At 61.3% G+C, this 20,651-nt stretch carries 14 protein-coding genes; 9 read left to right on the top strand and 5 right to left on the bottom strand.

Going from position 1 to position 20,651, the window contains the following annotated elements; genetic code table 11:
- The first annotated feature begins 53 nt into the window (after window positions 1–53).
- From JOD50_RS07790 to JOD50_RS07780, 3 genes are all read left to right on the top strand, one after another.
- Window positions 54–1,178 (top strand): FHA domain-containing protein, encoded by a 1,125-nt coding sequence (locus tag JOD50_RS07790; protein WP_204881067.1) that lies wholly within the window; start codon window positions 54–56, stop codon window positions 1,176–1,178.
- Window positions 1,179–1,287: 109 nt separating this feature from the next.
- A complete protein-coding gene (locus tag JOD50_RS07785; RefSeq protein ID WP_070491369.1) occupies window positions 1,288–2,547 on the top strand; it encodes an IS256 family transposase in 1,260 nt (419 codons plus the stop codon).
- Between the two features lie 119 nt (window positions 2,548–2,666).
- A complete protein-coding gene (locus JOD50_RS07780) occupies window positions 2,667–5,246 on the top strand; it encodes an FtsK/SpoIIIE domain-containing protein (RefSeq protein WP_204881066.1) in 2,580 nt (859 codons plus the stop codon).
- 17 nt (window positions 5,247–5,263) lie between these two features.
- Here the strand turns inward: JOD50_RS07780 and JOD50_RS07775 are convergent, their stop codons facing one another.
- Complete coding sequence (locus tag JOD50_RS07775; protein ID WP_143483893.1) at window positions 5,264–5,695, bottom strand: hypothetical protein; 432 nt, start codon at window positions 5,693–5,695, stop codon at window positions 5,264–5,266.
- A gap of 392 nt (window positions 5,696–6,087) precedes the next feature.
- Between JOD50_RS07775 and JOD50_RS07770 the strand changes: the two genes are divergently transcribed.
- Both JOD50_RS07770 and JOD50_RS07765 read left to right on the top strand, forming a co-directional pair.
- Window positions 6,088–6,336, top strand: a complete 249-nt coding sequence (locus JOD50_RS07770; protein ID WP_101630012.1) for a WhiB family transcriptional regulator — start codon at window positions 6,088–6,090, stop codon at window positions 6,334–6,336.
- Between the two features lie 145 nt (window positions 6,337–6,481).
- On the top strand, window positions 6,482–8,707 hold the full coding sequence (locus JOD50_RS07765) for a Stk1 family PASTA domain-containing Ser/Thr kinase (RefSeq protein WP_239541811.1): 2,226 nt from the start codon (window positions 6,482–6,484) through the stop codon (window positions 8,705–8,707).
- A 59-nt stretch (window positions 8,708–8,766) separates the two neighbouring features.
- Here JOD50_RS07765 and JOD50_RS07760 read toward each other — a convergent pair whose 3' ends face one another.
- Both JOD50_RS07760 and JOD50_RS07755 read right to left on the bottom strand, forming a co-directional pair.
- A complete protein-coding gene (locus JOD50_RS07760) occupies window positions 8,767–9,561 on the bottom strand; it encodes a nucleoside phosphorylase (protein WP_204881064.1) in 795 nt (264 codons plus the stop codon).
- Window positions 9,562–9,612: 51 nt separating this feature from the next.
- Window positions 9,613–10,992, bottom strand: a complete 1,380-nt coding sequence (locus JOD50_RS07755) for a class II 3-deoxy-7-phosphoheptulonate synthase (RefSeq protein WP_204881063.1) — start codon at window positions 10,990–10,992, stop codon at window positions 9,613–9,615.
- A gap of 177 nt (window positions 10,993–11,169) precedes the next feature.
- Between JOD50_RS07755 and JOD50_RS07750 the strand changes: the two genes are divergently transcribed.
- The 3 genes from JOD50_RS07750 to JOD50_RS07740 all read left to right on the top strand — a co-directional run bounded on the left by JOD50_RS07750 (window position 11,170) and on the right by JOD50_RS07740 (window position 14,453).
- Window positions 11,170–11,943 (top strand): alpha/beta fold hydrolase, encoded by a 774-nt coding sequence (locus JOD50_RS07750; RefSeq protein ID WP_204881062.1) that lies wholly within the window; start codon window positions 11,170–11,172, stop codon window positions 11,941–11,943.
- A gap of 6 nt (window positions 11,944–11,949) precedes the next feature.
- Complete coding sequence (locus JOD50_RS07745; RefSeq protein WP_204881061.1) at window positions 11,950–12,516, top strand: hypothetical protein; 567 nt, start codon at window positions 11,950–11,952, stop codon at window positions 12,514–12,516.
- A 137-nt stretch (window positions 12,517–12,653) separates the two neighbouring features.
- On the top strand, window positions 12,654–14,453 hold the full coding sequence (locus tag JOD50_RS07740) for an AMP-binding protein (RefSeq protein ID WP_204881060.1): 1,800 nt from the start codon (window positions 12,654–12,656) through the stop codon (window positions 14,451–14,453).
- Window positions 14,454–14,517: 64 nt separating this feature from the next.
- Here the strand turns inward: JOD50_RS07740 and JOD50_RS07735 are convergent, their stop codons facing one another.
- Together JOD50_RS07735 and JOD50_RS07730 are read right to left on the bottom strand one after the other, a co-directional pair.
- Window positions 14,518–15,951, bottom strand: a complete 1,434-nt coding sequence (locus JOD50_RS07735; protein ID WP_204881059.1) for a mycothione reductase — start codon at window positions 15,949–15,951, stop codon at window positions 14,518–14,520.
- Between the two features lie 100 nt (window positions 15,952–16,051).
- Window positions 16,052–19,507 (bottom strand): pyruvate carboxylase, encoded by a 3,456-nt coding sequence (locus tag JOD50_RS07730; protein WP_204881058.1) that lies wholly within the window; start codon window positions 19,505–19,507, stop codon window positions 16,052–16,054.
- A 271-nt stretch (window positions 19,508–19,778) separates the two neighbouring features.
- On the opposite strand from JOD50_RS07730, the gene JOD50_RS07725 reads away from it, so the two are divergent.
- Window positions 19,779–20,639 (top strand): AAA family ATPase, encoded by an 861-nt coding sequence (locus tag JOD50_RS07725; protein WP_204881057.1) that lies wholly within the window; start codon window positions 19,779–19,781, stop codon window positions 20,637–20,639.
- Window positions 20,640–20,651 lie beyond the last annotated feature (12 nt).

Below are 20,651 nucleotides of genomic sequence, written 5' to 3'. Positions count from 1 at the left end.
CTACGTTGGCTTCAACAACGGAAAATCACTGTTTTTACTCAGGAGCCATCCTCATGTTGTTGCTCGACCCACGGAAACCCCGCGTATTTCAGCTTCCGGGACTTCGGAAGGACGCGGCCGAACATCTCACGCAAACGCTCGTGGGCGAGCCCAACACCGCACAAAAACTCCGTACGGCGGCTGCCGACGAGCTTGCCACCGAGCACCGGCATCGGGACTCTCTGCACCTCATCGTGGATTCCGGGCCCGACTGCGGGACAGTCTTCACACTCCCCCGAGGTGACTCCCTCATCGGCCGCGGCCCCGGAAGGATCCAAATCAACGACCCCACAATGTCCCGCGAACACGCCCTCATACGTGTCGCCGCAACGGGCATCACCATCTCGGAGCTCGATGGCGAACTCAGTGTCAACGGCGAGCGCACTGCTTCAGCCACCATCACCGACGCTGACACGGTTCTGGCAGGTGACACGACTCTGCGGCTTGTCGTGGGAACCCAGCGGCGACGCGGCACAGCGCCTCTGCCGCACAAGCTTGACGTTTCCGTGCAAGCACCACCGAAGTTCCCGTGGCTCGGACTCGTGATGGCGGTGGCACCCCTAGGGATCGGCATCGCGTTATGGCTCGCGCTCGGATCGTGGTTCATGCTGGTGTTCGGTGCCCTGGGCGTCCTCACCGGATCGTTCATGGTGGGACAGAACATCGCGGAGCGGCGCCGCTACCGCCACCGCCTGCGGCAACAAGGTCTCCGACACATCGAAACCTTGAAACACAACGCCCCGACACCGGCACGCATCATCGCATCATGGCACCAGACGCTGGGCCGACAGACCTCAGCTAAGACAGTGAACGCTCCGGCAGAAAGTACGCGTGACCGTTGGGGAAAGTTCGGCACTACATCCCCCGGCACAGACTCAGTGAGCCTGCGCGTCGGGACTGTGAGTGAGCGTCGGCTCGGTCTCACCGTCAACGGAGAACCCACGAGTATCAAGCTCTCGCGCGGCATCGGCCGTGAACCGTACGAATGGCCGGCAGTGCTTCATCTTCAGCCGGGAGAGAGCGTGCGCATCGTCGGGCCGCCTGCCCAGTGTCTTGGCATTCTGAGGGCATTGCTCGTCTCGTTCATGGAGCGCGGCATACCTGCGGGCTGGAAAGTAGTGCCCCATAGAGTGGTGTAACTCGGTGGCCGAGATCGTCTCCGACTTCGTGTCGTTGTCGGATGTAGAGCGGCCACCGCGTGATCCTTCGAGTCAACCTTCCAAAGAATCCTCGAACGGAGTCATCACGATGACCGCACCCCATATTGTCGACCCTGCCGGCCTGCTGGGCCAAGCCCTCGCCGATGCATCACCGGATCTGATGCGCGAGCTGCTGCAGACCATGATCAACGCCCTGCTTTCCGCCGACGCCGACAGCGTGTGCGGGGCCGAATGGAACGCCCGCTCCGAGCAGCGGACGAATCGCCGCAACGGCTACCGCCAGCGCCCGCTGGACACCCGCGTCGGCACGATCGATGTCGCCGTCCCGAAGCTGCGCCAGGGCTCGTATTTCCCGGAGTGGCTGCTCGAGCGCCGCAAGCGGGCCGAGTCCGCCCTGATCACGGTCGTGGCGGACTGCTACCTCGCTGGTGTGTCCACCCGCCGGATGGACAAGCTCGTCAAGACGCTCGGCATCCACGCCCTGTCGAAATCCCAGGTCTCGCGCATGGCCGCCGACCTCGACGAGCAGGTCGCCGCGTTCCGCCACCGACGTCTGGACGAGGCCGGGCCGTTCACGTTCGTCACCGCTGATGCGCTGGCGATCAAGGTCCGCGAGAACAAGCAGGTCGTCAAAGCCTCGGTGCTGCTGGCCACCGGCGTCAACGGTGACGGCCACCGCGAGGTCCTGGGCATGCAAGTCGCCACCAGCGAGACGAAGGCCTCGTGGAACACCTTCTTCGCCGACCTGGTGGCCCGTGGCCTGGGCGGAGTGCGGCTGGTGACCTCCGATGCCCACGCCGGGCTGGTGGAGGCGATCGCGGCACACCTGCCCGGGGCCGCCTGGCAGCGCTGCCGCACCCACTACGCCGCCAACCTCATGGCCGTGTGCCCCAAGTCCATGTGGCCGGCGGTGAAGGCGATGTTGCACAGCGTGTACGACCAGCCCACCGCATCGGCCGTGCACGAGCAGTTCGACCGCCTGCTGGAGTACACCGACAGCAGGCTGCCCGAGGTTGCTGACCACCTCGGCGATGCCCGTGAGGACCTGCTCGCCTTCACCGGGTTCCCCGACGATGTGTGGCGGCAGATCTGGTCCAACAACCCCACCGAACGTCTCAACCGGGAGATCCGCCGCCGCACCGACGTGGTCGGGATCTTCCCGAACCGGGATGCCATCGTTCGCCTCGTCGGCGCCGTCCTGGCCGAGCAGACCGACGAATGGGCCGAAGGCCGCCGCTACCTCGGTCTCGAAGTCCTCAGCCGCTGCCGACTCACCCTGACCACCGACCCCGCCACCAGCTCGCCGACGGAGGTGAGCACCGACGACCTGATGCAACTACCCGCCTGACCACCCACGAAGGATCACCATTCAGTTACACCACTTCCAGGGGCTTGACCGGCTGGAATCTGCAAGTCCCGGTGTCATCGCGTATACCCGCACGTTTACTAGGAGTGAGCGCCGTTCGCTTGGATAACGCTATTCAGCCGCATGAGTGCCTACTCGTCCCATCGACGCCTGGCGCCGAGCCGATCACTGTACAGGTCGAGTCCCGAAGCGCGCGGACTCACGATCAAACGGCAGGCCCAGACGAGTGGGTCATTACGTGCAGTGAAAACACCCAGCAAACGCTGTCAGCGACACTCGCTCACGATGGTTCTCAACAGTTATTCCAACCAGACAGCATTAGCTTCGAAGCACTCGACCATGCATCCGTGCTGTTCAAAGCGGCAACAGACCCTCAACAGGGAGCTGAGCGCTTGCCTGCTGCCGCGCCTGCGAAAACCGCGGCACCCACTGATTCCGAAGGGCCTAGGAAAGCCGTGCCGCGTCACAGTGCGGCAACCGTTTTAGGTACCCGCAGTGACGGAGCCCCGCTCGCCGTCGACATCGTTAAAGACGGCCCTCACGCGCTCATCGCCGGAACCACCGGTTCCGGAAAGTCCGAATTGCTCCGCTCGTGGGTGCTTGGCCTGACAGAGCGCTATTCGCCCGAGCATCTCAGGTTGGCCCTCGTTGACTTCAAAGGCGGCACAACATTCAGCGAGTTCACATCGCTACCCCACGTGGAAACGTGTGTCACAGACCTCGACGGGAGTGAGATCTTCCGCATCGTTGAGGCATTACGGATCGAGATGACTCGACGCGAAAAACTACTGAAGGGCGCGGGAGCCTCCGACGTTTCGGAGCTACCGGAGGCACCCCCGCGGCTCATCGTGATGATCGACGAGTTCCGGATCCTCGCCCAGGACCATCCGAGCATCCTCACCGACATCATGCGCCTAGCGACACTTGGCCGTGCGTTAGGTCTCCACCTGATTCTGGCAACCCAACGGCCACAGGGGATCGTCACACCAGAGATTAAGGCGAACATTTCACTCACCGTGTGCCTTCGGCTTGTAGACACCGCAGATTCGATGTCTTTGATCGGCTCTACAGCCGCAGCTGAAATTCCCGCATCTGAACCAGGCCGCGTCATCATCGCGTCAACAGGCAGCCCGCTCATCCACGGCATGGTTGAGCCGACGAGCGACGCGCCTTCCACTGTGCGCATCGGCGTCCGTGGGCCACGGGTATGCGATGAAGCCTCGCAGGAAGTCTCTAGCCACGGCGTGCCGACTCTAGCTGAACGTCTCGAACGAATCATGGCGCAGGCCCCTCAAGGGCTAGGCGACGTGATCATTCCGCCGGCGTTACCTGAAATACTCTCCCCACGCGACCTAGACGGCCTCTACCGTCTTGACGATGCATCTACTCGATACGGTGGCGCACCAACGCTGGGGCTGATCACTACCCCGGAGATGAGGGTTGAGAACTTCGCCCCTCGCGCCCCGTATTCGATAGGGATCTGCGGCGCTGAAGGCAATGAAGATGCGGCTGTGATCCGGGGGCTCGCGCACGCCCTATCGGGCCAGGACGAAGGACGATCAGCGCGTTCAGTTATAGTCCTGGACGGGCTCGGGACCCTCGAGCCCACCAAACACATATGGGGCTGCTACGTAGGACCCCACGAAACGAGCCTCGCAACCGAAGTCTTACGCGAACTCAAAAACGGACGCTACCCTCACGCGGACGTCAATGCGCGCGCGGGCGGATACGGGGAAGCTCAGAAAACCACACCACCGACGTTATGGATCATCTCCCCGAGCAGCTGGTGGGCAGACGCCTCGGACCGTGCAGCAACCTATCGAGAGCACACAGTGCGAGAGCTTGCACTTAAAGGCACGGTTGGTGTGATCATCAACGGAGGCCGGGACCTCGCAACATCGCGAACCTTCTCGACACTCGCACACCGGATCTACCTTCCCTATGCCGTCGCTGAAGAGGCACGACACGTCTGGCCTCGCATCCGCCCTGTCCCGTCCATTCCAGGACGCGGCGTGCTGTGTTCAACAGCAACACCACCCCAAGGCCTTTCCGTGCAACTGCCTACAGCAGACAACGAACCCCGCCGTGACGCGAACCCTTACCGTTGGGGAGAAAACTGTACAGCGCAGAACATCGCAAGCACCACCCGAAGTGCCACTTCGCACAGGTCTCAGCGAAGCACAGCAGCACTGACCCCAGAGCTACGCGTGAGCCTTGTGCCCACCCAGACGGCGACCGCCATCCCGGCAACACCGGCAGGACTCGTGATCGGCGCTGACGCACTCGCACGCAACGAGCTCATCAACCAATGGTGCGCCGGCTACACCATCAAACGAATAAACCCTGAGCGCGACGACGCACCCGAAGCATCAGAAGACAAAATCATCTGGGTCGTTGACAACGCGGAAGCTCTCACGCCGGCGGTCATAGCCCGTTGTGAACGTCGCATTGCGGAAGGCCAGCCCATCATCTTCGGAGCCAGCACACCAACACGCCTCGCCTACCTCATGCCGTGGTGGCGCAGCACAGCGCTCAGCAACTCCACCGTCGTCATCCCACCCGTTGCACCCAGCGACTTCGAGCCACTGAACTGGAGGCCACCGCTAACGAGCTCGATGCAGCCCCACCACGTGCTCGTCAACATCAACCAAGAAACCTACCGAGCAGTTCCACTCCTATGAGTGGCCTGCTCCCCTCATCAGCGGGGCACGTCGTCAATTGACAGATACAAGCGAGTCGCCGGGGCGAACACCATGACCAGCGCGACCCCGGCCGTAACCACCATCGCAATACCCATCCAGATGCCGACGCCGAACAACTCGCCACCAGCGGCAAGCGCTTGAGCACCAATGATGATCTGGAACAGCTGCCACACCACGATGATCGCGCGCGTAAACGCTTTACCCAAGTAATGCTGAACCGCAGTCACCAACAAACCAGCCCCGGCAGCCGCGATCAGAACCAACATGAAAATACGGCCCGCCATATTCAACGGGCCCGGCTGATTCAGATTCACAATCGACATAATCAGTGCGGCCGCAACACCTAAAACCTCAATCCCAAGCATCGCAACAGTCACTTTGACCGAAGTAGGCGCAGTCATACGAGGTTCAGAAGGCTGAGTCATCATGCCCAACATTCTAAGCGGCACAACAGCTCCCTCACTCACCCCGAGCACAAACATGAACAGAGCAAGAACGAAAACCAACAGAAATTCAGATCCAGGTGCACAAACGGTGATCAACGCCATACCGTTTAGTGACTTTCAAGTAGCGAACACCCTTGTTTAGCTCTCCGCCCCGTGGGAAAATTGAACCCAGTACCTGATGTTGGAGATACACCGGCCCACGATGCGTGGGCCGTCTTGTTTCCCAACGTCCTCGTAAGCAAACGCCTGCACCACCTTCCAAAAGTTCACCGGTTGCAGGCGCCACAAAACCGTTACGGCACCCACGTAACAACACGGCGGGAACCCAGCAAACGTGGACCACCCCGCCACATCAACCAAGGAGCATTCACCGCATGAGTTGGCGCGATAAAGCCGCTTGCCTGGAAAAAGACCCTGACCTCTTTTTCCCAGTCGGCAACACAGGTCCTGCACTCCTGCAGATCGAAGAAGCAAAGAATGTGTGCCGTACCTGCCCCGTCATCGAACAGTGCCTCTCGTGGGCCATGGAAACCGGCCAAGACGCCGGCGTATGGGGCGGTCTCAGCGAAGACGAGCGCCGCGCAATGAAGCGCCGCGCCGCACGCGCACGCCGCGCATCCTAAGCGCACACCACATATGTGGGCGTCCGGGCTCCCCGGACGCCCACATTGTTTAAACCTCAGGACATTTAAACCTCACAATGCCGCACATCTACGATGCGCTTCAAAGGATTCAGCCCCACTTTCACCTAAGATCTAGTGTGTGACTATGCCAGGACGCCGCGACGCCCTAGTTGGCGAAGTACTCGATGATCGATACCGCATCGAGCGTCGAGTCGCGCGCGGAGGCATGTCCACCGTCTACCTCGGCACTGACCTCAAACTCCGCCGTCAGGTAGCACTCAAGGTTCTGCACCCCCACCTCGCAGACTCCGCGCAAGCCGTTGAACGGTTCGAAGCCGAAGCGATCGCCGCAGCCCGGCTCACCGACCCGAACGTCGTCAACGTCTACGACCAAGGCGTCGACGGCTCCGAGGCCTACCTCGTCATGGAATACGTCCCGGGTGTCACGCTGCGCGACGTCATCAAGACCCAAGGCGCGATGACCCCACGCGCTGCGCTCGAAGTCATGGATGCAGTCCTCGCAGGCCTCACTGCCGCGCACGCGGCACACATGGTCCACCGCGACATCAAACCCGAAAACGTCCTCATCTCAGCTGACGGGCGTATCAAACTCGCAGACTTCGGCCTCTCACGCGCAGCGAGCGAACACACCGCAACCGGCGGCCTCGTCGGCACCGTCGCCTATGTCTCCCCCGAACTCGTCACAGGCCGCGGCGCGGACGAACGCACCGACATCTACGCGTGCGGAATCCTGCTGTACGAACTGCTGACCGGCCGTCAACCGTACACGGGTGAAACAACATGGGATGTGGCGATGCGCCACGTCAACGAAACCGTGCCCGCCCCTTCCGATGCGGTACCTGAGCTGAGCGAAGATTTCGACCACCTTGTCGCGTGGGCCACCGAACACCAGCCAGACGACCGCCCCGCACACGCCGGAGATTTCCTCCGCGAGCTCCGCCGCATCGAAGATCACCTCTCCGAGGACGAACTCGATCTCGGCGACGAACCGGTCGCACTCCACGAACTGGTCGTCGCGACGCAGAACCTCCTGGCACGCACCCAACCCGCTGACGACGAGCCTTCCGCCGCAGAAGACGCTGCCGCCGCGAGCGCCGGCGCCCAGGACGTAGAGCCTGATTCAGAAGCCGCAAGCGGTGACATCGATAACGATGCGGCCACCACGTTCGTACCGATGGCCCGAGACGACGGCACATCCGTTTTCTCCCCACCACCACCGGACTCAGACACGAGCCTTGTGCCCGAAGGCGGCATCCCACAGCACGAGCTGCGCCTGCCTGCCGATACGCAATCACAAGATATCGAACCGCCAGCGGACTCAGGCCCAGCGCACGATGCCGGCTACGCTGCCTCTCCAAGCCAGCATTCAGGCGGAGCAGCTCCCGCATCAGACGCTCCAGCGGGCCCCCGCACTGGGCGCGCGGCGCGCAAGCCTTCGGAATCCGTCTCCAAGCCCGGAACCAAACGCAAGGCCTGGTTCATCGCTCTCATCGTGTTCATCGTGACGCTGCTAGGCGGCACCGGCGCGTGGTGGTTCGGCGCCGGGCCAGGCGCCGAGATCGTGGTCCCGGAACTCAAGAACCAGAGCGAGTCGAGCGCGATTTCACAACTCGAAGATGCTGGAACGCATGCCAACACGAGCGAGGACTACTCGGCGACCGTCGAGAAAGGGAAGGTCATATCCAGCGACCCAAAAGCCGGTGACACGGTCCGCCGATACCAAGGTGTGAACTTGGTGATTTCGCGCGGGCCTCGGATGATCAGCGTGCCTAACCTCAACGGTCTAGACCGTGATGCCGCCGAAGCTCAGCTCAAGAAAGCGAAGCTCAAGCTCGGCGATGTGAGCGAACGACACGACGAGGCGAAAGCTGGACTCGTGATTGAGCAATCCGAGCAGATCGGGGCTCAGATCGCTGAAGGTTCAGCCGTCGATGTCGTGTTGTCTTCCGGTCCTGCCCCGGTCGAGGTGCCGCAGGTCCGCGGACGTAGCGTGAGCGACGCGAAAGACTTGCTCAAAGCCGCTGGCTTCACCGTGGTTGAGGGCGAGCCAGAGTTCTCTGACACATACCGCGAAGGCAACGTGATCCGTAGCGCGCCGGAAGGCGGCGAGGAGGTCAAGCGCGGCAGCGAGATCGAAATCATCGTCTCTAAAGGACCCGATGTTGTTGAGGTTCCGAACGTGAAGTTCAAGAGCCGCGACGAAGCGACGCGGATCCTCGAGGAAGCCGGCTTCAAGGTCGCTGTTGACGAGGGCAGCTTCGGCACGGTTATCGACAGCGTAGTGAAGCAGGACCCAGGTGCAGGTCAGATGGCCAAGCGTGGCTCAACCATCACGATCGGTGTTGTCTAGAGCCGGCGTGGTTTAGAGCCGGCCTGGCGCGCGTCCCCGACGCCAACCGACGCCGAAGACTAGAGCCGGCTCGCGGCCTCGATCGCGAGGTCGAGCGCGATGCCGCGCGAGGCTTTACCCCATCCGCGCGGGTCGTGCTTGTCCAGGTCAGCAAGAGAGTCAGCGGTGTAGAGCAACTGCCCGTAGGTTGCGCCGCGGAAACGCGATACAGCGGCGAGCGCAGAGCATTCCATGTCCACGACGTCGCATCCTGCCGCACGGCGGCGTTCGATGATCGCTGGGGTTTCGCGCAGGAAGCCGTCGGTCGTCCATACGGTGACTCGCTCCCCCGCACGCCCCTGGGCGGAAAGTGCGGCTTCCGCAGCTTCGATTCCGGCGGGGTCAAGGTCGATCCAGTCCTCGGCCGGCAGGTACTTGAAGCTCGTGCCTTCATCACGCAGTGCTCGCTCAGGAATGAAGAACACGTTCTCTTCTTGAGTGTCCAGGGCACCGCAACTACCTACGGCGAAGACCTTGTTGACGCCCAGCGCCATGCCGAACTCAAGGTTCTGCGTTGCGGCGGATGCACCGAGCGGAGCCAGCACAACGGCAACTTCAACCCCATTGTGTTCGGTTACCCAGTACGGGTAGTCGCGCGTGATCGAGTCGAGCTCAACGCGGCATTCCCAGCCGCGTTCGTGAGCGAATTCGTCTACGGTAGGGCCGAGGAAAGCCATGACGAGCCGCTCTGGCAGCGTGTTCGGCGCATAGTCTGCCCGCCAGAAGCCACTGATGAGGTCGTTAGGATCCTCGTCGCGGTCAAACAGGGCGTATGGGCCGACGTTGAGGTTGCTCGTAGCGTTCTTCTCGCTCATGGTGGTTCCTTGGTTTCTTCCCGTTTCGTGTTTCGATCCTGCTAGTTCCGTTCAGTGGTGTGCAAGCCCGTTGGCTACCTGGAACGCGAGCTCTAGCGATTGTGAGTGGTTCAGCCGCGGGTCGCATACGGTCTCGTAGAGGTCATCGAATTGGTCTTCGCGGATCGGGTCTGCGCCGCCGAGGCATTCGGCGACATCGTCGCCGGTCATTTCGATGTGCAGGCCACCCGGGACTGTTCCGAGGGATTGGTGCACCTCGAAGAAGCCTTTAACTTCATCCATAACGTCTTCTACACGCCGGGTCTTGTAGCCGTTTGAGCTGGTGACGGTGTTGCCGTGCATGGGATCGGTGATCCATAGGACGTCTTCACCTGCGTTCTTGACCGCTTCGACAATGGGCGGCAGCTTTTCGCGGATGTTGGACGCCCCCATGCGGGTGATGAAGGTCAGCCGGCCGGGGATGCGGTTCGGGTTGAGTTTCTCGATGAGCCGCAGCGCGTCCTCGCCGGTCGAGGTTGGCCCGAGCTTGACCCCGAGAGGGTTTTCGACGTGCGAAAGGAAGTCGACGTGCGCGCCGTCGATATCGCGTGTGCGTTCTCCGATCCACAAGAAGTGCGCGCTGGTTGCGTAGGGGTTACCGGTGCGGGAATCGGTGCGGGTCAGTGCGCGTTCGTAGTCAAGCAGTAGCGCTTCGTGCGCTGCGTAGAAGTCGGTTCGGCGTAGCGCTTCGAAGTCGGCACCGCATGCGTCCATGAAACGCACGGCACGGTCAATTTCGGCGGCGAGCTCTTCGTATTCCTGGTACGCAGGGTTGGTCATGAAGCCGCGGTTCCAGGAGTGAACGGAACGCAAGTCCGCGAAGCCACCTTGGGTGAACGCGCGGATCAGGTTCAGCGTTGCGGCTGCGGTGTCGTAGGCCTGGACCATGCGCATCGGGTCTGGCTTGCGCGCTTCTTCTGTGAATTCGAAGCCGTTGACGATCTCTCCGCGGAAGGTCGGCAAGGTTACGCCGTCGCGGGTTTCGGTGGCCGAGGACCGCGGCTTGGCGAACTGGCCGGCCATGCGCCCCATCTTCAGCACGGGCATCTGTGCGCCGTATGTGAGCACGACGGCCATCTGCAGGATGGTCTTGACGCGCGCCTGGATCTTGTCAGCGGTTGCGCCGGCGAATGTTTCGGCGCAGTCCCCACCTTGCAACACGAACATTTCGCCTCGGGTTGCGCGGGCTAGTTGTTCACGTAGGGCGTCTACTTCACCGGCGAATACGAGCGGCGGTTTGGTTCCGAGCTCCGAGACGGCGCGGTCGTGGTTTTCGGTTCCTGCCCAGTCTGGCTGTTGCTTGATCGGTAGTGAACGCCACCGGTCCAAGGCCGGGTCGGTGGCAGGGCCTGTCTGTGATCCAGCATCGGAGAATACGGCGTTGTTCAGCATTACTCCAGTCTACGGAGCCCAGCGGCGCGGGACATAAAGGTTGAGATTTTCAGCGTAATCTAGGCTTTTGAACGTAACCTTGAGTTCACAACATAACGTTGTTTGTTGTGGCGCAGGTGCGGTTTGTTGTGCACGGAATGTTTATTGTGGCGCAGGGCGTAGAGAAGGGTGCCAATCGTGGTTGATGAAGCGTTTGTCCCGCAGCCGGGTTCTTTCGTTCCGGGAACTTCGGGTGTTGGGGTTCTGCTGATTCATGGGTTCACGTCTCGCCCGGCTTCGTTGGGCGACTGGGGCCGCACGTTGCAGGATGCAGGGCATGCGGTGTCGATGCCCCTGTTACCTGGCCATGGAACGCGGTGGCAGGATCTGCAGGCAGCTTCTGCAGATCAGTGGTGTGAGCATGTGGAGAATGCGTACGATGCGCTGGCGGCTGAGTGTGATGCCGTTGCGGTGGGTGGGCTCTCGATGGGTGGCACGTTGACTGCTTATCTGGGTGCGGTGCGCCGCCCGGCCCATGTGTTTTTGGTGAATCCCGCGTTTTCGTATCCTCTGCAGGCGTCGTTCGCTGGGATTGTGAAGCGGTTTGTGGCTACAGTTCCTGCGATCGGTGACGACATCCGCAAGCCTTGTGTCACTGAGGGTGCGTATGATCGTGTTCCGGTTGCGGCAGTACATCAGATGACACGTTTGGTTGCGCGTACTCGCCGCATGCTTCCGGGGGTTGAGGCTCCAATCACGTTGTTCCGTTCGGCTGTTGACCATGTGGTTCCGGATTCGACGGTGGCGCATTTGCAGCGTGGTTTGCGGCCTAGCGTTCGGGGTCAGTTGCGGCATATTGATCTCCCGAACAGTTTTCACGTTGCAACGTTGGATGAGGACGCTCCGTTGATTTTCTCTGAGTCGCGCGATGTGGTTGATGGGATTGCACGCGATGTAGCGAAGGGTGTGTGAGGTGTCGTGAAGGATCGTCGTGATGATGATGCGGCGTGGGCTGACCTTGTAGCTCGCCTTGAACAGATGGACCCGGGACCTCAGGAGTCAGGGACTGACGGCCCGGAAACTGAGGAATCTGGCGCTAAGGAGACTGTCGCCGGGCAGCGTTCGGGTTCGCATAAGCCGCCGCACGAGCCTTCAGCGGAACAGAGGGCTCAGAACAAAGCCGCTGACCTTGAGGATTTCTTTGCGTCACAGCCGTTTTTCCCCACGGCAATGGACGAGCCGTCTGGTCTTGAAAGTTCTGGTCCACGAGACTGGTCTCCGGGTGAGGAAGTCGAAGATGAGGACACCGACTATGTTCCCGAGGAGCCCCCATCGGTTTTCTCGGGTCGTCCAGACCGGGTCCTGGCCTGGATTGTCGTGGCGTGTTTGCCGCTATTGATGCTTGTCTGCGTGATCTTCAAGGTGGCCCTGCCGTCGTTCGCTTGGTGGGTGTTCATCGCGGCTGAGTTGGGTGCCTTGCTGTATTTGGGCTGGACTCTGCCTCGGCATCGGCGTGACCCTTGGGATGACGGCGCCAGAGTCTGATGCCGCTAGAGTCTGACGGCGCGCGGTTACGCATCTGTACGTGCAATGACATAAAGTGTTGATAAACATATGGTGACACGCATCACATTCAGTGTTTGTGTAGTCCACCGCCAACATTAGAAGTCAGGAGTTTGCCCGTGGAGACCGTTTCTGTTCCGGCTGTGGTCGTGAACCCAGATAGCGCCACGTTGGTTGATCTGGTCGAACGTCATCTAGTGAACGATTCCGATATTCCTTTGTTCTCTAAACCGGACGGCAACAACGGTTGGATCGACGTCTCCGCTCGTGATTTCGCCGCAGATGCGAAACTTATCGCGCGCGGCTTGATGCATCGTGGCGTGAAGCCGGGCGATCGCGTTGCGTTGATGTCGGCTACTCGTTATGAGTGGAGCCTCATCGATTTCGCGGTTGCTTATGCCGGTGGCGTTTCGGTGCCGGTCTATGAGACGTCCTCCCCTAGCCAGATCGCTTGGATTCTGAAGGATTCGGGCTCGAACATTGTGATCGTAGAGAACGATCGTCATGCGCAGGGTGTCAAGCGGGCTAAGGATTCGGAGTCGTTGCCTAACGTTTCTGAGACCCTCGTGATTGATGGCGATGGGCTGGATCAGTTACGTGCTGATGGCGAGAAGGTCTCGGAGGAGGATCGCGCGGCGCAGGAGGCTACGCGTTCTAAGTCGGATATCGCGACCATCATTTACACGTCCGGCACGACGGGCAAGCCAAAGGGCTGCGAGCTCACTCACGCGAACTTCGTTGATCTTTCGGATAACGCCGCAAAAGCTGTTCCGGGTGTCATCACTAAGAATGCTTCGACGATCCTGTTCCTACCTTTGGCACACGTTTTCGCCCGCTTCATTGCGTTGATGGCGGTCGGTGGCGGCGCTCGCAGCGGTCACACGTCCGATCTGAAGAACCTGTTGCCGGCGCTGGATTCGTTCAAACCAACGTTCTTGCTTGTTGTTCCGCGCGTGTTTGAGAAGGTTTTCAACGGCGCACAGCAGAAGGCTGAGGATGGCGGCAAGGGCAAGATTTTCGCGAGTGCAGCCAAGGTTGCCGAGGAATATTCGCGGCAGTCACTTGAGGGCAAGGTTTCGCTCGTCACTCGCGTCAAGCACAAGCTTTTCGATGTGCTGGTGTACAAGAAGTTGCGCGCCGCTATGGGCGGCAAGGTGACTCACGCAGTGTCGGGCGGTAGTGCGCTGGGTGAGCGTCTGGGGCATTTCTTCAACGGTATCGGCCTGACGGTTCTGGAGGGCTATGGCGCTACGGAGACGACCGCGCCGGTGACTGTGAACACTCCAGAGAAGATCAAGATCGGCACTGTTGGACGCCCATTGCCGGGTAACGAGATCAAGCTCGGAGAAGACGGTGAGATCCTCGCCAAGGGTGTCTGTGTTTTCGAGGGCTACTACAACCGTGAGGATCTCACGAATGACGCGTTCGTTGACGGCTGGTATGCCACGGGCGACTTGGGCACTATCGATGAGGACGGATTCCTCACGATCACGGGCCGCAAGAAGGAGATCCTGGTGACGGCTTCGGGTAAGAACGTGGCTCCGGGCATCATGGAGGACCGCGTTCGTAGTGTCCCGATCGTTTCGCAGTGTGTTGTGGTCGGTGAGGGCCGCCCTTATGTGGGCGCACTCGTGACGATCGACGAAGAAGCGCTTCCTGGCTGGCTCGAACGTCACAACCTTCCGGCTGGCACGAAGGTTGAGGATCTAGTCGAGAACAAGGATTTGCTCGCTGACATCCAGGAGGGTGTCGATGCGGCGAACGACACGGTCTCGCGCGCTGAGTCGATCCGTAAGTTCAGGGTCTTGACCACGGATCTGACCGAGGAGACGGGTCACTTGACTCCGAGCTTGAAGATCCGCCGCCAGATTGTGCTGAAGGACTTCCAGGACGAGGTAGAGAAGCTCTACGAGGCCTGATCCCTCATCATTAACGCGTTGTGGCTCCCCTTACTTGTGTAGGGGAGCCACAACGCGTTTAAAGCTAAAGCGCTGGGTTCTCAGGCGGCTGCGTACCGAGCCCGAGTAGCGCGTTCTCTACGACCTCGGTGAGTGCCGGGTGGATCCAGTACGGCGCGCGAGCCATCGTGTACGCATCCGTCCCGAGCGTCATGGCTTGGATGAGCGGTTGGATCAGTGTTGGAGCCTGCTCGCCCATGATGAAGGCGCCGAGGATCTTGCCGGTGGACTTTTCGGCTACCAGCTTCACCAGGCCCTCGTCGTCTTCGAGCGCCCAACCGTAGGCAACGTCCGCATAGCGTTGTGTGTAGGCGATGACGTCGTTCGCGTCGCGGCCTTCGTCCTCTGCTGCTCGGATCGCTTGCGCTTCCGTCAACCCGGCAGATGCTACCTGCGGATTCGAGAACACTGCGGATGCGATGACGCTGTGGTCAACTGCGCGCAGCTGCCCTGGATTCTCCATGTTGTGGGAGACGACGCGCGCTTCGCGGTTCGCGACGTGCTTGAGCATCGCAGGGTTGGTAATGTCGCCAAGTGCCCACACACCCTCAACGGGCTTACCGTCGGAGAGCACCCGCAGGTATTCGTCGGTTTCAACGAACCCTGCGGAGTCGACATCAAACCCCGCTGCTTGTGCGTCGATCGTGTCCGAGTTCGGTACACGGCCCGTCGCCATGAGCACAACATCGGCGTTGAGTGTCAGTTTCTCGTCCCCGCGCGTGAACTCTGCGGCAAGTTCTGCGTCTCCGCCCACGCCGATGCGTTTGATGTCCCATCCTCGGTGGATGTCCCAACGCCGTAGTGCGGCCTGTGTGAACGCGTCCGCAATTTCGTCGTCGAGGGTCTTGAGGAGCTGCTCACCGCGCACTACCTGCGTCACTTCAACGCCGAGTCCGTGGAAGATCGCGGCAAACTCGGCGGCGATCACACCGCCGCCGACCACAACCATCGTGCGTGGAAGCCGTTCGATGCGCATGATCGTCTCGGAGGTGTGAACGCCTGGAAGGTCCATCCCCCGCACTGGCGGAAGCCACGGCCGTGAGCCGTTCGCGAGCACAACCTGGTCCGCGGTGATTTTCTTCCCGGAGTCGGTCACGAGTTCGCGCGGACCCACGAGGCACGCATTTTCCTCGTAGAGGTCAACGTTATCGAGCTCTTCCGCACGGTACTTCCGGCCGGCTTCTGAGATCGGGTCGATGCGCCCGAAGATGCGGTCTCGGATCTTGGCCCAGTGCACCGCGTCGACGTGCATGTCAACGCCGAGCTTGCGCAGGTGTTCGGTTTCGGATGCCAGCGTGGCTGGCACAACAAACATTTTTGTCGGGATGCAACCTTTGTTGAGGCAGGTTCCGCCGAATACCCCGCCGTCGATGATGGCAACCTTTTTGTTGTCCCAAAACGGGGTCACGAGTGAGTTGCCTGATCCGGAACCGACGATCACCAAGTCGTAATGAGTCATGCTTTCATCTTCCCACGCGGGTGTGTTCTTGTTGGCGAGGCCCCACTGTTAACGAGGGCGCCGCGTTGTCAGGAACGCGGCGCCCTCGAACACTTAGCGTTTAGTCGCGCTCGAATTCGACGATGAGGTCGCCGCCGTTGACCTGCCCGGTTCCGTCGATCAGGACGCGGCGCACTACGCCACCGGTTGGTGTGGTGATCGCGGCTTCCATCTTCATGGCTTCGATGGTCGCGACGCGGCCACCGCGGTCCACAGTCTCCCCTGGCTTGACGCGGACGGTCACGGCACCCGCGAAAGGTGCGGCGACGTGCGCCGGGTTGTCTGGGTCAGCCTTTTCCGCTTGCGCAGCGCGTACTTCAACCGATCGGTCACGGACTTGGATGTTGCGTGACTGACCGTTGAGCCGGCAGTGCACAGTCCGCATACCGTGTTCGTCGACCGGCGAGATCGCTTCGATGCTCGCGAGCAGCCGCACGCCTTCTTCAAGCGGGATGAGTGACTCTTCGCCACGCTGTGGCCCATAGAGCCAGTCGCGAGTTTCCAGCACGGAGAGGTCGCCGTATTCGTCCTGCTTCTGCTTGAATTCCTTGGTTGGCGCTGGGAACAGCAAGCGGTTCAGCGTTTCGCGTACGGTCTCGTCCTCGCCCTTGAGAGCTTCGACGTCTTCCGCATCGAGCGGCACCACGGAAATATCCTTCGCGCCGGCGGCGAGCGCCTTGCTGCGGAATGGTTCTGGCCATCCGCCGGCTGGGGTGCCGAGTTCGCCGGAGAGGAATCCGACGACGGATGCCGGCAGGTCGATCAGCGTCGGGTCTTGCTCGAAGTCGGCTGGGTCGACGTTCGCCCCGACGAGGGCGAGCGCGAGGTCGCCCACAACCTTGGAGGATGGTGTGACCTTGATGAGGTGGCCGAGGATCTTATCGACTGCCGCGTAGGCTTCTTCGATTTTTTCGAAGCGGTCGGCGAGCCCGAGCGAGATCGCTTGCTGACGCAGGTTGGACAGCTGGCCGCCAGGGATTTCGTGGCGGTAGACGCGACCGGTTGGCGAGCTGAGCCCGGATTCGAATGGTGCATAGACCTGCCGGAGCGCTTCCCAGTATGGTTCGAGGTCGGATGCAGCCTGCATCGAGAGCCCGGTTTCGTGCTCCGTGTTGTCGGTTGCGGCGATGAGCGCGGACATCGACGGCTGGGAGGTGGTTCCTGCCATCGATGCGGCGGCAACGTCCACCACATCGATGCCGGCTTCGGCTGCGGCCAGCAGGGTCGCGAGCTGCCCGCCTGCGGTGTCGTGGGTGTGGAGATGGACTGGCAGGTCGAAGCGTTCCCGCAATGCGGTTACGAGCTTTGTTGCCGCGGCTGGTCGCAGCAGGCCCGCCATGTCCTTGATTGCGAGCACGTGGGCGCCCGCGTCGACCATCTTCTGAGCCAGCTCGAGGTAGTAGTCGAGGGTGTAGAGCTTCTCATTCGGATCGAGTAGGTTGCCGGTGTAGCACAGGGCGGCTTCCGCAACAGCGGTTCCGGTCTTGCGTACAGCAGTGATCGCCGGAGCGATCTGTTCGATGTCGTTGAGGGCATCGAAGATGCGGAAGATGTCGACGCCGGCTTTCGCGGCTTGGTCGACGAACGCTTCGGTGACTTCTTGCGGGTACGGCGTGTAGCCGACCGTGTTGCGGCCGCGCAACAACATCTGGATTGGGATGTTCGGCACTGCGGCGCGCAGAAGCTCGAGTCGCTTCCATGGGTCTTCACCGAGGAAACGTAGCGCGACGTCGTACGTGGCTCCGCCCCACGCTTCGATCGAAAGCAGCTGCGGGAGCGTGTGCGCTACGGCTGGTGCGGCCGCGAGCAGGTCGCGGGTACGTACGCGGGTCGCGAGCAACGACTGGTGAGCGTCGCGGAACGTCGTGTCAGTCACCCCGAGGCCCTTGTGAGCGCGAAGTGCACGCGCGAACCCTTCCGGACCTTCCGCATCGAGCACTTGTTTCCAGCCATCGGCTGGCGCCGGCCCACTGACCGTGTCGAACGGCGATGCTTCCGGGTTGTCCAGCGTGTTGCCCGGGTAGGCGGGCAACTTGAGCGCCGGGTTGATAATGTCGGGCCGTGGACCGTGCGGCTGGTTGACAGTCACGTCCGCGAGGTAGGCCAGTGCCTTGGTTCCGCGGTCGCGGCTTGGCTGGATGTCGGTCAGGTCTGGATGACTGTCGAGGAAGTCAGTCGCGACAGGCCCTGCCTGGAACTCTGGGTGGCTCAAGACGTTCTTGATGAACGGGATGTTGGTTGCCACGCCGCGGATGCGGAACTCGTCGAGGGCGCGCAGTGCGCGGCGGATCGCGATGTCGTAGGTCGCGCCGCGGGTTGACAGCTTAACGAGCAGTGAGTCGAAATGCGGAGAGATTTCCGCGCCCGCGTAAATGGTTCCGCCGTCGAGGCGCACGCCGGTTCCGCCTGCGGAGCGGTATGCCGCGATGGTTCCGACGTCTGGACGGAAGCCCTGGGCTGGGTCTTCGGTGGTGATGCGGCACTGAACAGCGGCGCCGCGAGGCTTGATGGCATCCTGGCTCAGGCCGAGGTCGGCGAGTGTCTGACCCATCGCGATGCGCAGCTGAGCGGCGACGAGGTCGACGTCGGTGATTTCTTCGGTGATGGTGTGCTCAACCTGGATACGCGGGTTCATTTCAATGAACACGTATTCGTTGGCGCGTTCACCTTCGGTGTCGAGCAGGAATTCGACGGTGCCAGCGTTGCGGTAGCCCACGGCCTTCGCGAACTTCACAGCGTCGTTGAGGATCGATTCGCGCACCTGCGGGTCAAGGTCACGTGCCGGCGCGACCTCGACGACCTTCTGGTGGCGGCGCTGAACCGAACAGTCCCGCTCGTACAGGTGGATCGTGTTGCCTTCGCCGTCTGCGAGGATCTGAACCTCGATGTGGCGTGGCTTGAGCACAGCCTGTTCGAGGTACACGTTCCCGTCACCGAAGGCCGTCGAGGCTTCGTTGGATGCGGCTTCGAGCGCATCACGAAGGTCTTCGAGCTTTTCGACCCTGCGCATGCCGCGACCGCCACCGCCGGCAACGGCTTTCACGAAGAGAGGGAAGCCGATCGTGTCGGCTTGGCTCAAAAGGTGATCAAGGTCCTCAGACGGATCTGTTGAGGCGAGCGTCGGGATGCCGGCGCTCTTCGCCGCGTTGATCGCGGCGACCTTGTTGCCCGCAAGCTCCAGAACCTCAGCAGGTGGGCCAACGAACGTGAGCCCTTCTTCGGCAGCGCGGCGCGCGAGGTCTGGATTCTCAGAAAGGAACCCGTAGCCCGGGTAAATGAAGTCCGCCCCCGAGGACTTCGCTACACGGATGATCTCTTCAACATCGAGATAGGCGCGCAGCGGGCGGCCTTCTTCGCCGATGCGGTAGGCTTCGTCAGCTTTCTGACGGTGGATCGACTTCCGGTCTTCCCACGGGTAGACAGCTACCGTGTCCATCCCCAGTTCAACGGCGGCGCGAAACGCGCGAATCGCGATTTCGCCACGGTTAGCGACCAACACTTTGCTTTTCTGCTTCACAGATAAGCCTCCTCAAAAACGGGGCCACATCGTTATGGCCGCCCTCTTCCGTGGACTTAGAGCCCTCGTGGACATATTGCCCGGTGGCAACATCCTATATAGATTCGTGAATAAATTACGGCCTCGGATTCACATAGGCGCGAGATGTTGCACAAGCCACTCGCATGAGGCCCCGTCGACGAGAACACAGCGGAATCAACACGGAATAACGCTTCCTTTTAGATATGATGAGAACCAAACTGTTGCTACCTCGTCAAGGATGTGTTTGCTTGTGCAGATCATCAGCGTTTCTTCGCTGAAGGGAGGCGTCGGTAAGACCTCCGTCACCTTGGGTTTGGCTTCTGCCGCGCTCGCCGCTGGAGTGCGCACCCTGGTGGTTGATCTTGACCCCCATGCGGACGCATCGACGGGACTGGGCGTTTCCCCGAACGCGACCACACCCATCGGCACTCTCTTGAAGTCGCCTCGGAAGGCGTCGATTGATACCGATCCAACGCCTTCGGCATGGACTGACCGAGCAAAAGCCGATGGCGATGCGGATGCGGTCTTGGATGTTCTGCCCGGTTCCGCGTTGACTGGCTATTTTGATCGCCCTGATATCCGTACCCGGGATCTCAAGCGCCTCAAGCGCGTTCTTGAAGGGGCAGAGCGCCGCTATGACCTCGTTTTGATCGACTGCCCGCCGTCGCTGTCAGGTTTGACCCGGATGGCGTGGTACACCTCCGATGGCGTGGTTTTGGTTGCGGAGCCGGCACTATTCTCTGTGGCGGGCACGGAGCGCGCTCTGCGTGCGCTGAGGCTCTTCCGCCAGGAGTTCAACACCACGATTGAGACATATGGCGTGGTAGCGAACCGTTACCGCCGCGACTCCTCCGAGCACGCTTTCCGTCTCAACGAGCTCGCGGTGATGTTCGGTGACGGGCTGATTCAACCTCCGATCCCGGAGACGCCTAACTGGCAGCAGATCCAGGGTGCAGCTTATGCTGTGCACCACTGGCCCGGTAGCGCCGCGAAGGAAGCCGCGGAGGCTTTCGAGGATGCTTTGCGCACGATCGCACCCGAACTGCCGCAGCTCAAGAACAAGCCTGCAAGCAGTTCGCGTCGCGCGGGGCGTCGCCGTAGCCGGCGCTAAAAGCGAAACGGT

Origin of the sequence: Pseudoglutamicibacter cumminsii, from assembly GCF_016907775.1 — a bacterium.
GTDB classification, from domain to species: domain Bacteria; phylum Actinomycetota; class Actinomycetes; order Actinomycetales; family Micrococcaceae; genus Pseudoglutamicibacter; species Pseudoglutamicibacter cumminsii.
This window is presented reverse-complemented; position numbering and strand designations above follow the sequence as displayed.

Bases quoted from the DNA above. Each gene is read 5' to 3' on its own strand.
- JOD50_RS07735 (WP_204881059.1), bottom strand. From the start codon at position 15,951: ATGACTCATTACGACTTGGTGATCGTCGGTTCCGGATCAGGCAACTCA.
- JOD50_RS07775 (WP_143483893.1), bottom strand. From the start codon at position 5,695: ATGATGACTCAGCCTTCTGAACCTCGTATGACTGCGCCTACTTCGGTC.
- JOD50_RS07790 (WP_204881067.1), top strand. From the start codon at position 54: ATGTTGTTGCTCGACCCACGGAAACCCCGCGTATTTCAGCTTCCGGGA.
- JOD50_RS07785 (WP_070491369.1), top strand. From the start codon at position 1,288: ATGACCGCACCCCATATTGTCGACCCTGCCGGCCTGCTGGGCCAAGCC.
- JOD50_RS07755 (WP_204881063.1), bottom strand. From the start codon at position 10,992: ATGCTGAACAACGCCGTATTCTCCGATGCTGGATCACAGACAGGCCCT.
- JOD50_RS07760 (WP_204881064.1), bottom strand. From the start codon at position 9,561: ATGAGCGAGAAGAACGCTACGAGCAACCTCAACGTCGGCCCATACGCC.
- JOD50_RS07770 (WP_101630012.1), top strand. From the start codon at position 6,088: ATGAGTTGGCGCGATAAAGCCGCTTGCCTGGAAAAAGACCCTGACCTC.
- JOD50_RS07765 (WP_239541811.1), top strand. From the start codon at position 6,482: ATGCCAGGACGCCGCGACGCCCTAGTTGGCGAAGTACTCGATGATCGA.